This window comes from Halobacteriovorax vibrionivorans (genome assembly GCF_003346865.1).
In the GTDB taxonomy this organism is placed as follows: Bacteria; Bdellovibrionota; Bacteriovoracia; order Bacteriovoracales; family Bacteriovoracaceae; genus Halobacteriovorax_A; species Halobacteriovorax_A vibrionivorans.
Window position 1 is genome coordinate 180,820 of the sequence record NZ_QDKL01000002.1, and the last position, 13,502, is coordinate 194,321.

Here is a 13,502-nt window from a genome sequence, read left to right on the forward strand (position 1 = left end):
TTACTTTGTCATTTCTGAATCAATAAGCTCTTTAAATACCTCAAATGGTTGAGCTCCATTGATTAACATACCATTTACGTAGAATGTTGGAGTTGATTTAACACCAACCTTTACACCTTCTTGTACAGTAGCATCAACTTGTGACTTCATCTTTCCAGAATCAAGACATTCATTAAATTTCTTTTGATCAAGTCCAACTTTCTTCGCCTTGGCCTTAAGTCCATCAACTGCTAGACCTGACTGATCAGCAAACATCTCATCATGTAATTTCCAAAATTTCTCAGATGATTGTTCATTTGCACATAGTGCAGCTTCAGCAGCTTTTGCAGCATCTTTATGGAAGCTAAGTGGAAAATTCTTAAATACAATCTTAACCTTATTTCCATAAGCTTTTTTGATTTCGTTCATAATCTCAACACCCTTTGCACAGAAAGGACACTGGAAGTCAGAATACTCAACAATAGTTACTGCTACATCTTTTCCACCAAAAGTTGGCTCATTTCCAGTAACAGGAATATCGAAGCGAGGTCTCTCAGGCTTTGCAAGATAGATCTCAACTGGTGAGTCCTTTGTTTTCTTAGCGATATAAGCTTCAATAGCATCACGCTTTTTTGTATTCTTTAGGAAGTCGATAATTCTCACTTTTAGTTGTGGATTCATCTGTGGAATATTTCTCTCTTTTGCGAAAGCATTGATTTCTTCTTCTGTGATCTCAATATCTTTAGCAACAACTGTATCAATAAAGTTTTCCATATTCATTGAAGTACGAGCTGGGTCTTCATTCTTATATTGTTCAAGTAGGTAGGCTTTTACCTTCCCTAGCTTCAGCTCATAAAGCTTTTGCTTCATTTCATAGATTTCGGCCTCTGAACCTTTGAATAATTCATCGTGACTTACTTCTTTTCCATTGAATTTAATTACAGCTGTATCATTTGGAGCCTTCTTAAATAGAAAATTAGGCTTTGAATTTACATCACTCGTACAAGCAATTAGTCCCATTGCAGAAATAGCAATCAGACCAAGAGCAATCTTGGATTTTTTGATCATGTTTGTTCTCCTTCACATCAATTTAAATTAATTATATGTAAAAAAGAGAAATAATGCATTAAGGAGTACGTCATTTTTTTGTCAATTTGATAATTCTTTAACAAATTGATCATACTGCGGTGAAGTATTTTTCAACTCTCCGTGTGTTCCTTTAGCAACAATACGTCCACCTTCCATCACAATAATTTGTTGTGCTTCTAGAATTGTCTCAACTCTGTGAGCGACAATAATTGTTACCGCTTGCTTTTGTACAAATAAAATCATTCTACGCAATGCTTCTTCAAGATCACTATCTAGAGATGATGAGATTTCATCAAAGAGAACAATTGGCTTTTTTAAATAACAAGAGCGGATAGCTGAGATAAGTTGTTTTTGTCCCAAAGAGATCTCATTTTGGTCTAATACTGTATCTGGCCTAATTCCCCACTTAGAAATATATGAGATCTGTGTACAGACTTCATTCCAGAAACTGTCGAAGTCACCAAATCCAGGCTGACCCATCGTAATATTAAACTCAACACTTTCAGAAAAGATATGTGAATCTTGTGAAACAATTCCTATTAATTCACGATACTCATTAAAGTCATCGATATAATCGAAATTATATTCTTTTTTCAGTCCATCGTGGTTTTGAACATAGACCCTTCCTTCATCAGGAATAATATTTGCTGCCATTATATTTAAAAGAGTCGACTTTCCACTACCTGATAGGCCAACAATACCAATGAGGTCACCTTGGTTTGCACTGAAATTAATATCTTCAAGAGTAAATGGCGTCGAATTCTTACCCTTTGCAGGATAAGTAAATTTTTGGATATCAATATCCATTGTATCAACATCATATTTGCGTCTTTTTGCGTCTATATCTGAAGACTTCTCTCTTTCTAGATCAGTTAAAAATTCGTCAATTCGCCCAACCCCAGTAGCTGCCCTTTGTATATTTGCAACCTTAGATGAAACGTCTTTAATTGGATTAATTGATCGTTGAATTAAATCAATTAATGCAAAGATTAAAGCAACCTGAGTTATACCACTATTTGGAATAATGAAAATTGCACAGGCCAAGAAAACAGGAAAAAGAGATTCAGCAAATGAATAATAAGAAGCATCCCAAACATTTGAAGAAAGGATTTTTCTTAAGAACTCATCAAAAACCACTAACGACTTTTTTGAAGTATACTGCTTTGCCGGATTATAATAGTTTTCACGAACCCCACCGATTAAATCAGCAACGACGCGATAAAGCTTAGCTCTTGAGTTTCTAACACTCAAAAATACTGCTCTCATATACTTAGAGCACCAAATAAGAATTAAGGCCGCACCAAATTGAATAGCAGCAAGATATGCACCAGCGATGGCATTTAAGCTAACAAAACTCACCAAAGAAGCTAAAACGAAGAAGATATCAATAATGATTCCAAATGTTCCAGACGTTACAAGCTCTCTTAAACTCTCTGTATCACTCATGATACGTGCAAGAACTTCTCCTTGAGGATAACGATCATTACGGTTTTCTTTTGACGTTTGAAGCTCAACACTTGATAGCCACTTCGAATAACAATGAGTTCTAACAAATTGAACCATTCCCACAACATAGCGATTTATAATCAAATTATAAACAGCGCGGTTTATAGCTGTCCCTAGAAAGACAAATGTCATGATTAGAAGGGTCTGGCGATAAATAGCTTCATTATCATAATTTGCCGTTAATTTATTTATTAACTGTGGCAAGGATGCCCCAAGAGCACTTGAGATAACTAGGCATAAAGTCATACTTAGAAGATACTTTCCACTACCTTCAAAGAATAAAAACTTAGAGGAGTTGTTTTTTGAAATGTTCATATATTTCTCCTTCTAAATTACTGTTTTCTTCTTTTTTCTTAAAGGCCTCAACTGTCATTTCTTCTAAGAGACCACCATCATCACAAATAAGAGATAAGTGATCACACTGCATGGCCGTTGTATAGCGGTGAGTAGACATAATAAGTGTTCTGCCATCAAAAACGCCCATATCGTTTAAACGCTTTAAAATATCTCTTTCGAGTACAACATCAATCGATGAAAATGGATCATCCCAAATAATAAACTCACTATCAAAGAGTAGAGACTTTATGAGTGCAACACGTTTAATTTGTCCACCTGATAATCTCTTACCATTCTCCCCTACAACTAAATTAAATAAGCTTTCACGGTCCTGGGCGAGATAATCTAATCCAAATATTTTTAATAACTCGTAGGCTCTTTTAGACTCCTCTTCGCTAAAGTCTTGGCCCAGTGATAAGTTTTCAAAAATAGTTCCATTATATAGATATGGATCTTGTGCGACATAACTTGTTGTATGAGATTGTAGCTTTAAAAGTTCACTGATCTTTATTAGTAGCTCAGATTTCCCACAACCAGTCTTTCCAACAACTGCATTCTTTTGACCCACATGAACTTTAAGTGCTAAATCACGTTCCCAAAATGGAAGTTGTAACTCTACAATTTCCTCTTTCTTCTTTAATGAGAACTCTCGTTTCAAAGACTTTTCTAAATCACTTTCACTATTCATGGCACCAACGAGCTCTCTTACTCTGGCCCATGCACCAGCAGAACGAGTAAAGACAACTCCAATCCAAGCTAGGAACATAATTGGTTCTAAGAATAGGTAAACAAAACCAGAAAATAAGATCAGGGAAGATGCACCAAGCTGTTCCTTATAAATAATAAAAGCACCCCAAACAAGCGATAACCCCACACCAGTAGGCATAAGAGGAATCGAGATACCGACTCGCTTACCGGCTTCATAGAAGTTATCTAATTCTTCTTGAGACTTCTTTGAGAATAAATCAATAAATGCTTTTTCTGCATGAAAGTTTTTGATTGTTTTCTTTCCTGCATAAGTTTCAATAATTGTATTTTGAACTTCACCTTGTAGGTCTTGAGTTTTTCGATAAAATTTTCTATTCGTGGAGACAATGACGCTGAAGACGATGAAAGCAAAGAACATCGGCAGTAAGGCAACAAATAATTCTTTATTAAAGCTTAAAAGTTTTGGAACAAGAATCGAAAGTGCAATAATGATATTTGCAATTTGAAGTAGAGCAAAACCAACGAGGGCCCTAACGTGCTCTAAGTCCCCTCCAATAATTTGAAAGATTTGTCCTTTAGAAAATTCTTTATAGCGAGATGGGCTGACTGTCTCAAGCTTCTTCATTAACTCAAATCTTAAGATCTTTTGCAGGACTCGTGCTGGGTAAAAGAAGAGAAGCCTAGATGAAGTTCTAAAGATAATAATCCCTAGAGCTAATAAAAATAAATGCCCCACAGGAATTGAAATTCCCTCTGATATTTTCTCTGCCAAATCTTTAGCAATAAATGGTAATTCACTTTGAATATTATGAGTTAAATAGAGACAAATAAAAGCCCCTATATAGTAATACCAGTAATGAATAAATTGGCTCACAACTAGTGAAGTTAATTTTTTATTAAGATAGCTTTTCATTGCGCACAGTCTACTTGAATAAGAACTATCAGTCTATACAAGGGTTTATGGTGATTTATATAATGAACAATCAACAAAATATGAAGATACCTTCTTAATTTAAGTTAAGTTTAAACCTGCCGTCTTTTTATTGAATAACTTTACAGTTAATATCCATAAAAATAATTTAAACAACAACACTTCTGAAAGGAAACATTGTGACCTATATCGCCGCGATTCTCTTAGTATTACTCTTAGTATCCATGGCAACAACAATGCACATGGTCATTAAAAATAAACAGCTTGAGGTCGATAAGAACGATCTTTCTCAAAGTCTTGAAGAAAAGCAGCACTTATTATCTGTCCTCTTCCACGACCTCTCTAATTCAACAACATTATTATCTCTTTTAAGTGACTCAACAATATTGGCAATGAAAGATAAAGAAGGGATTCTTAAAAATCTTGGTCGAGTAAGTGGTGTGATTGAGAATATGAGTGAATTAATTCAACATATAAGAAAAATCCAGTCTATCGAATCCGGAAAATCCACAATCAAATTAGAGCCTGTTAAATTAGAAGATACAATAAAGAGCTCAATTCAGTTAGTGCGAAAGAGGCTCGATAAGAAAGGACAGCATATTAGGCTTGAGATTCTTAATAAAAACCTAAAAGCAATGGCCGAACCATCTTCCTTAAATCAAAGTGTCTTCACAAATCTTATTACTAATGCTTCAAAATTCTCTCCACAAGGATCAGAGATCCTAATCAAAGTCAGCAACAGAAACTCAGCAATTCAGGTTGATATTATTGACCAAGGAATAGGTATTCCAGAAAGTATGCTAAGTGGTCTTTTCTCATTTACAAATGAAACTCATCGAGAAGGAACTCACGGCGAAGAAGGCTCAGGCTTTGGCCTTCCAGTGGTTAAGAAGTATATGAATTTCTACGGCGGAGATATTAAGGCATTTAATAATCGAGACGAAATAGGATCGACATTTCGCTTAAAATTCGTAAATGCAGCATATGTTGACACATCAATTGATACTCAAATTGTAGCAAAAAGAAGCCTTAGCAATCGAGATAAAGATGTCTTAGAAATCCATCATTAAAAAAAATGGTAGGACTATGCAGATTCGAACTTTACAACCTGCAGTCAAAAGATGCCCAAAGGCATGTTTTGATGCTGAGTTGATATCGGTAAATGTACTGGGTATAAAAATCGAATTGTACTAGATCAAATCAAAGATGGTAGGACTATGCAGATTCGAACTGCAGACCTCTACCATGTCAAGGTAGCGCTCTAACCAACTGAGCTATAGTCCTAAAATCACTCAGAATAATATTAAAATTCTCAAACAACGTCAAAAGATAAAATTGACGCACAAACCTAAGCCTCATTGTTTCTGATTTGCTAATATAACCAAAATTCGTGGAGGATATATGAAATATATTTTAATGATACTACTACTTTGTAGTTGTGCAGTTTCAAAGACAAAGCTTACAGAAGAAGGAAGCAAAGTTAAGGTTACATACCAAAAACCACGTAAGAACTGTACTGTCTTCACTTCTGTAATCGGTGAAAATGAAAACGGAATAAAAGACCTTGCAATTAACCATGCTATCAATCAAGTTGCAGATAAAGGTGGAAATACAATCTTTATCAAAGAAGCAGTTAATGAAGGCGGTCGCTGGAAAGTGACAGGAATGGGTTATCACTGCAAATAATTAATTGAGGAGTATTATGAAAGTTTTAGCAAGTGCTAAAGAGGCCATCGAAAATTTTTCGATGCCTGATAAAGTAGGATTTGGAAAAGTTCTTTTACCAATTATGGCAACGTGTGAATTCAAGCGTGGCGAATGGGGCGAGCTTGAGATTAGGCCATATGCAAAACTTGAACTAGATCCAACATGTAAAGTTCTTCATTACGGACAAGAGATCTTTGAAGGAATGAAGGCATATAATTACAAAGGAAATGGACCAAACCTCTTTCGTCCATTAGAGAACTTCAAACGCTTTAATCATTCAGCAAGAAGAATGGCCATGCCAGAAGTTCCAAATGAGATTTTTGTAAATGCGGTAAATACAATTACAAAGATGGGTGAAAACTTCATCCCAAAAAGAAGTGGTGAATCTCTTTATATAAGACCGTTTATGATCGCAACAGAAAATAACCTTGGGATAAAGCCAAGTGAAGAGTTTCTCTTCATGGTTATCGCCTCACCTGTTGAGTCTTATTTTTCTGGTGGTAGCTATAAAGTTTTAATTGAAAGACAAATGGTTCGTGCCTGCCCAGGAGGAATGGGGACAGCAAAAACAGGCGGTAATTATGCAGGAGCTCTAAACTCTGGTGTACGCACGCAAAAGCTTGGCCTTCACCAAAGTCTTTGGTTATCTGCAAGTGATAGAAAGTCTATTGAAGAACTGAGTGGAATGAATTTCTTTGCTGTCATTGATGGAGAAATTCACACTCCAGAATTAACAGAGACAATTCTTGATGGAATCACACGTCGCTCACTCATTGATATTGCACGCTCAAAAGGACTTAAGGTTATTGAGAGAAAGATGAGTATCGATGATTTAATTGAAGATATTAAATCAAATAAATGCACGGAATGCTTTTCTTGTGGAACGGCCGCTATTATCACTCCAATATGCTCTCTTCATGAAGAAAGTGGAGAAAGATATAATGTGAAAGAAGAATTTGGTCCAACCACAAAAATGCTAAGAGAGACTCTTCTCGGTATTCAAGAACAAACAGTGGAAGATCAATTTAACTGGGTTGTAAAACTTTAGATCAAATAAAAAAGGGCCTCAAATTGAGGCCCTTGTTATATCTACTTTCCTAGATTAGGAAGAATTTGGAAGAATACCATTGCTAGGATTGTTGGAAATAAGGCTCCAAGAAGAAGCTTTCCAGGATTAATCCCATCTTTACCAAATGTCCCCTTAAGGATTCCAAAACCAGCAGGGTTTGGAGCATTGGCAATAACAGTAAGACCACCACCGGCAACCGCACCAGCGACAAGGTTATACTTAGCCGAATCTGTAAGTTCAACAAGTGTCCCTAGATAAGTAAGAGCTGCGTTATCAGTAATCGCTGTAAGTGAAGTTGCACCAACAAAGAGAACAAAATCACCTAACTGAGTTAGGATCGGTTGTAGCCACCAACCTTGTTGTCCACCAAGTGTAACAAGACCACCAAGGAAGAAACCAACAAGAAGTGATTCTTTTAGTTTGATTTGATCTTGGTATTCGTTAGTTACTGTTGTGAAACCTAGGAAGAATAGGAATAGACCTAGGAAGAAAACCATATGGTGAGCAGAGAAAACAACTAGTCCCATGAAGATGATATGAATTAATGTCATCCACCAAGTTGGAGCAAGCCAATTTTCACTCTTTTCTTTAATTTCAAGCTTTCCTGCAAGTTCATTTTTAAATAGGAATGCAATAACTAATGTTCCAACAATAATTGAAATCGTTGCTTTATAACCGAAGTTAGTCAGCATGTGCATGAATCCCCAGTGCCATTTTCCAGCAACCATTAAAACAGGTGGAGCAGCAAAGTGAGACAGAGTACCACCGATTGAAACGTTTACAAATAAAAGACCAATCGTTGCATACTTAAACTTCATACTCATCTTCTCATCTGTGAAGAAGTAATCAAGAAGGATTAGTGCCGTAACAGTCATTGCCGCAGGCTCAGTAATGAATGAACCTAGGATAGGCCCAATGATAAGAGCTGAAATATAGAAGGCCATCTTTCCAGGGAAAGGTAGAACCTTAGCAATCATACCAATAATTTTTTCAGCAAGAACGATAATTGGTCTCGTACCGGCCATACACATAATAACAAAAACAAAGGCTGCTTCTGTGTAGTTAACGTCTTGTTCAAGATACTTTAGAGCACCGCCAATAACCTTGTGGTGATCATCGTAAACAGCAAAACCTTGAGTTGCACTGTAATAAACAATAAAAGCAGCTGCCCACATTCCAAAAACCGCTTCAACTTCACCTAAGAAGTGTAAAAGGTTTTCCATCATCGACCCTTCTGGGTACTTGTGTGCTAAATGTTGAATTTTCGAAACTAGAAACGTGTGCAAGATGGCACATGCAAATAGAATCGTACCTACGAGCTGTAGATTAGTTGGATTCATGTTACGTCCTTTGTAAGTAAAAATACTCTTTTATTTTATTCCTGTCGGCAAAACTGCGCAAGTACTGAAATTTTCATCTACATTAATTTATTTTAGTATTTTCCTAAAGTTTTTCTAAACCTTCATTCTATGAAAACCGAATAGATATCGTGTCACTAAATAAAATTAGCATATTCCTATTTTCATTTATTCTTGCTCTCAAGAGCATTGCAGGTATCGATTCGATTTCTAATCAGATTATCAATATCAACGGCACTAATTATCGAGCTAAAGATGTTATTTCAGATATTGTTCGTATTGCCAGGGCCAGAGATCCAAAACACGTCTCACCTCGACTAATCCCTCATGAATACGGTGAAACCCCTGTTAGAAATGAAGGTACTAGAGAGATCTGTATCGAATGCCAAGACATGACAAACTTTACATCTCAAATTGTCGACATTGTTCAAAAATTTAATGAAGACAACCCTACAAAAGACAATGTTGAACTCTCACAAGAAAGCTTTAAATTACAAGCAGTACTAGACTATACAAAAATAACTGACAACGATGGTCAGCCAAGATGTATAACGAATACATTTGCCAGTAAAGAGGCCTTTTACAGACCTGAGCTGTTTGAGGACTTCGAACTTGTTTTTACATCTGAAGCAGATTTATCTCAGTTTTCTTCAATGACTCTTCAAAGTAGCTCAAATATCCTTTCTCATATCACGTGGTTTAGGGCCACGGATGAAGTTGGCGAAGATATATTTGTCAAAGTCGTTAATATTAAAGATAAGAGGCCATATTTTCAGATTTACTATGCTGGGGAATCCTTTGTTGATCCCATCGCTCATCGAAAGCTTGCCCTACCAGATCTTACAACTTCAGAAGAAGAGATCATTCCTCGCAGAAGAGAGTTGTCTGCATTAGAGAATCGATCTTACGAAACAGGCCTAGGTTCTGTAAGAATTAATAAGGCCCTCCATCTTAGACAAGATTACTATATTCCAACATCTCTCACTCTGATTAATATGGAGACTGAGAGTAAGCCTTTTGAGAATACAACGATTAGAAGTAATCTAGATATTTCAGATCGTGATCAAGAATTAAATATCGGTGTGGATAATAAACTAACAGAAACAATTGATCTCAAAAGTAATCTTGAGCTCTCTCCAAAAGATCAGGAGCTTGATATGGCCGTAGAAGTAAATGGCCGTAGACGTGCAAGTGCTCACGTCGAAGCAGATGGAACTTATCGAGTCGGTGTTTCAATGGCCTCACCTCGATTCAAGAACTTTGATTTTGAAACTGATATTTCATATGACTCAAATCGAAATACTCGAATTGATAATAATTTTCGTTTAAATGGCTCAACGATTATTCAAACAGGTACAATTTTAGCAGAAAATGGCGATTTCGATTTTGTTGCTGGAAGATCAATTGATGTATTTGATGATGCTATTGTTACTTTTGAAGTTAGAAAAAATGGCATCGCTCAGAATGCAACAGATAACGATAGTCTGAACAGACTAGCTGATCAGACTTCCGCATATATTAGATTTGATATGAAATTTTAATTATCCGTCATCACCGATTGAAGCAACTGGACATGCATCCATTTGCTCTTGGCAAAGCTCTTCATCTTCAGGAGTTTCAGGCTGCTTCTTAACATAAGCATTTCCGTCCTCATCTTCAGCGAAAAACTCTGGTGCACCTGTGTAACAAACGTTACATGCAATGCATCCTTCTCCATTATCATCATCAGGATCTGTACAGTACCACTTACCTGCTACATTATCCTTATGCTTCATATCTTTGTTTGCCATGTTAACTCCTTGATTTTATTAACACACAACGTAATAAATTGTTGATATTATTTTGCCTAAGTCTACTAGATTTGAGAATATAGCACAAGATACTCAATCATAAATTTCACAGGAGATTTTCAAAATGACAACGAGCCTTGAAAAAGCTAATGCTTGGGCCAATAACCCTTACTTTGACGACGAGTCACGCGCTGAAATCCAAAAATTAATCGACGCTGACGATATGAAAGAGATCGAAGAAAGATTTTATAAAGATATCGAGTTCGGTACAGGTGGACTACGTTCCATTCTTGGGGCCGGACATAATCGCATTAATAAATATACTGTTCGTCGTGCTACACAGGCCCTTGCGGGTGAAGTACTAGATCACAGCTCTAAAAATGGAATTACAAACCCATCAATTGCTGTAAGCTACGATTCGAGAAAATTCTCTTTCGAATTTGCAAAAGAAGTTTGTGGCGTTATGGCGGCCAATGGAATCAAGTCTTATATCTACAAAAGACTTAATCCAGTGCCAATGCTTTCTTACTCTGTAAGATATCATAAGGCCCAAGCAGGAGTTATGGTAACGGCTTCTCACAACCCTCCTGAGTACAATGGCTACAAGGTATACTGGAATGATGGAGCACAGGTTACTCCTCCAAATGATAAGAATATTATTAATCGCTACTACGATATTACTTCTTATGATGCAGTTAAATTCATGGAATTTGACCAAGCTGAAAAAGAAGGATTTATTCACTGGGTTGGCGAAGATGTTGAACAAAGCTTCTATAACGATATCTTATCAAAAACAGTAAATCCTGAAATGTGTAAGAAAGATGGGAAGGATCTAAAAATCGTCTATACTCCAATTCACGGAACAGGACTAATTCCTTGTACAACGGCCTTAGCACAACTTGGGTTCACAAATGTTGAAGTAGTAAAAGAGCAGGCCCAGCCAGATTCAAGTTTTCCAACAGTAAGCTCACCTAATCCAGAAAATCCATCGGCAATGAAAATGGCCGTTGATTTAATGAAAGAAACTGGAGCTGATATCGCTTATGGTTCAGACCCAGATACAGATCGTCTTGGAGTTGCTTTTGAACACGAAGGTGAAGTTCAGTATATCAACGGAAACCAAATCGGAATCCTGATGCTTTACTATATGTTACATAGCCTAAAAGAAAATGGAACAATGCCTGCAAATCCATACTTTGTTAAAACTGTTGTAACAACTCCTCTACAAGAACTTATTGCAGATAAGTACGGAGTTAAATCATATTCTACTCTTACTGGGTTCAAATGGATCTGTGGACTTATGAATAAGATCGAAAAAGAAGATCCATCTGCAAACTTCCTATTTGGAACTGAGGAATCATTTGGTTACCTACCTCATGACTTTGTTCGAGATAAAGATGGTGTTGCTTCAATAACATTCATGTCAGAAGTAGCTCTCTACTTCAAAAAACAAGGCCTAAACTTAATTGAGGCCCTCGATAAAATCTATGAAGAATTTGGCTTTAGCCAAGAGACCCTTTTAAATCTTGTTTACCAAGGTAGAGAAGGGGCCGAAAAAATTACACGAATTATGAGTCATTTTAGAGACTTAGCTCCGTCGAGCTTGTGTGGTCAGGATATTCACGTTATAGAAGACTATCAGACAGGTATTGTTAAAGATCTTGAATCTGGTGAAGAATCAAAGCTGGAGTATCCAGTAAGTAATGTAATTGGTTACCACTTTAAAAATGGAAACCGCCTGTATCTTCGCCCATCTGGAACAGAACCAAAAATTAAGTTCTACATAATGATTCAGGAAAAAGAAGGAAGCTTAGCAGATAAAAAAGCAAAAGCTTCAAAAGTAACTGATGAGTTCTTAGCGTTTATTAATAAAACAGCAGAAGGACTATAAGGTTAAGGAGTAAAAATTTTGAAAAGTGATAAACTTGCAGTTGTATTAGTTAGTGGTGGTATGGATTCGTTAGTTTGTGCTGCAATTGCAAATGAGAAGCATGAGAACCTTGCATTTCTTCACCTTAACTACGGACAAAAAACTGAAGAACGAGAGCTTGATTGCTTCCAAAAAATCGCTGATCACTACGGTGTAGATAAATCTCTTCGTAAAGTAATCGACGTATCTTTCTTAAAGCAGATTGGTGGAAGCTCACTGACTGACGATGGAATTGATGTAAAACAATACAAAGGTGACTCAGAAGAAATCCCTGATAGTTACGTACCTTTTAGAAATACTCACATCATTGCAATGGCCGTATCTTGGTCAGAGGTTGTTGGTGCAAAGAATATCTACATAGGTGCTGTTAACGAAGATTCATCTGGTTATCCAGATTGTCGTCCAAGTTACTACGCAGCTTATAATGAGCTAATCAAGCAGGGAACAAAGGATGGTGATATCGAAATCATCACTCCAGTAATTGATATGGCAAAGAATGAGATTGTCCAAAAAGCGGTAGACCTAGGTGCTCCACTTCAATTTTCTTATTCATGTTATGCTCGAGGGGACAAAGCATGTGGAGTGTGTGATTCATGCGCTCTAAGACTTAGAGGCTTTCAAAAGGCCGGGATTGAAGATCCGATTGAGTACGATCAAAGACCGAATTACTTATAATAAAAAAGAAAGGCTCCAATAAGGAGCCTTTTTTATTTTTGATTTAAATAACCGAAAGCCGCGCCTTCGGCTAGCTTTCTTGAGTCACATTCATCTGTGCGCCAAAGCTTGCCTCAGGGCAACCTTTGATCGCACGATGTGATCAAAGACCAAATTATCTATAATAAAAAAAAGCTCCACTAAGGAGCTTTTTTTATTGGAATTATTCAGCAGCAGCTTCTTGAGTTTCTTCAGCAGGAGCTTCCTCTGCAGGTGCTTCTTCTACTTTTGGAGCAGGAGCTTTAATTAAGCCTGCATCTAAAAGGATTTTTACTTTTTCTTCTTTGTTGATAAATTTTCCATTTGCATCTTTAACAGCAAAACGGCCAGATCTTTTTTTAACGATTGTATACTCGCCTACTTTTTTAACAACTTCCATGAATTC

The 13,502-nt window shown here is 36.6% G+C and carries 12 protein-coding genes and 1 tRNA gene; 6 read left to right on the top strand and 7 right to left on the bottom strand.

The window, feature by feature from the left end:
- From DAY19_RS06645 to DAY19_RS06655, 3 genes are all read right to left on the bottom strand, one after another.
- On the bottom strand, positions 1–1,047 hold the full coding sequence (locus tag DAY19_RS06645; protein ID WP_114706419.1) for a DsbA family protein: 1,047 nt from the start codon (positions 1,045–1,047) through the stop codon (positions 1–3).
- Positions 1,048–1,128: 81 nt separating this feature from the next.
- A complete protein-coding gene (locus DAY19_RS06650; protein ID WP_114706420.1) occupies positions 1,129–2,889 on the bottom strand; it encodes an ATP-binding cassette domain-containing protein in 1,761 nt (586 codons plus the stop codon).
- Positions 2,861–4,531, bottom strand: coding sequence for an ABC transporter transmembrane domain-containing protein (locus DAY19_RS06655; RefSeq protein WP_114706421.1), 1,671 nt, complete (start codon positions 4,529–4,531; stop codon positions 2,861–2,863). Before DAY19_RS06655 ends, DAY19_RS06650 begins: the two co-directional genes overlap by 29 nt.
- Before the next feature lie 197 nt (positions 4,532–4,728).
- On the opposite strand from DAY19_RS06655, the gene DAY19_RS06660 reads away from it, so the two are divergent.
- A complete protein-coding gene (locus tag DAY19_RS06660; RefSeq protein ID WP_114706422.1) occupies positions 4,729–5,619 on the top strand; it encodes a sensor histidine kinase in 891 nt (296 codons plus the stop codon).
- Positions 5,620–5,756: 137 nt separating this feature from the next.
- Here DAY19_RS06660 and DAY19_RS06665 read toward each other — a convergent pair.
- Positions 5,757–5,833 (bottom strand) — tRNA-Val (locus tag DAY19_RS06665).
- 117 nt (positions 5,834–5,950) lie between these two features.
- Between DAY19_RS06665 and DAY19_RS06670 the strand changes: the two genes are divergently transcribed.
- Complete coding sequence (locus tag DAY19_RS06670; protein WP_114706423.1) at positions 5,951–6,235, top strand: hypothetical protein; 285 nt, start codon at positions 5,951–5,953, stop codon at positions 6,233–6,235.
- Between the two features lie 16 nt (positions 6,236–6,251).
- The gene (locus DAY19_RS06675) at positions 6,252–7,304 is read left to right on the top strand and encodes a branched-chain amino acid aminotransferase (RefSeq protein WP_114706424.1); all 1,053 of its coding nucleotides are present in this window, start codon (positions 6,252–6,254) and stop codon (positions 7,302–7,304) included.
- Positions 7,305–7,345: 41 nt separating this feature from the next.
- Here DAY19_RS06675 and DAY19_RS06680 read toward each other — a convergent pair whose 3' ends face one another.
- Positions 7,346–8,665 carry a putative Na+/H+ antiporter gene (locus tag DAY19_RS06680; protein ID WP_114706425.1) on the bottom strand — a complete coding sequence of 440 codons (1,320 nt, stop codon included), beginning with the start codon at positions 8,663–8,665 and terminating at the stop codon, positions 7,346–7,348.
- Positions 8,666–8,814: 149 nt separating this feature from the next.
- Here DAY19_RS06680 and DAY19_RS06685 point away from each other — a divergent pair, with 149 nt between their 5' ends.
- Entirely contained in the window at positions 8,815–10,224 is a 1,410-nt protein-coding gene (locus DAY19_RS06685) for a hypothetical protein (RefSeq protein ID WP_114706426.1), read from the top strand.
- On the opposite strand, the gene DAY19_RS06690 is transcribed toward DAY19_RS06685, so the two are convergent.
- Positions 10,225–10,473, bottom strand: a complete 249-nt coding sequence (locus DAY19_RS06690) for a ferredoxin (protein WP_114706427.1) — start codon at positions 10,471–10,473, stop codon at positions 10,225–10,227. It lies immediately after the preceding gene.
- Between the two features lie 124 nt (positions 10,474–10,597).
- Between DAY19_RS06690 and DAY19_RS06695 the strand changes: the two genes are divergently transcribed.
- Positions 10,598–12,364, top strand: coding sequence for a phospho-sugar mutase (locus DAY19_RS06695; RefSeq protein ID WP_114706428.1), 1,767 nt, complete (start codon positions 10,598–10,600; stop codon positions 12,362–12,364).
- Between the two features lie 18 nt (positions 12,365–12,382).
- The gene (gene queC / locus DAY19_RS06700; protein WP_114706429.1) at positions 12,383–13,078 is read left to right on the top strand and encodes a 7-cyano-7-deazaguanine synthase QueC; all 696 of its coding nucleotides are present in this window, start codon (positions 12,383–12,385) and stop codon (positions 13,076–13,078) included.
- Positions 13,079–13,280: 202 nt separating this feature from the next.
- On the opposite strand, the gene DAY19_RS06705 is transcribed toward queC, so the two are convergent.
- Positions 13,281–13,496: a hypothetical protein gene (locus DAY19_RS06705; protein WP_114706430.1), complete on the bottom strand. Its 216-nt coding sequence runs from the start codon at positions 13,494–13,496 to the stop codon at positions 13,281–13,283.
- Positions 13,497–13,502 lie beyond the last annotated feature (6 nt).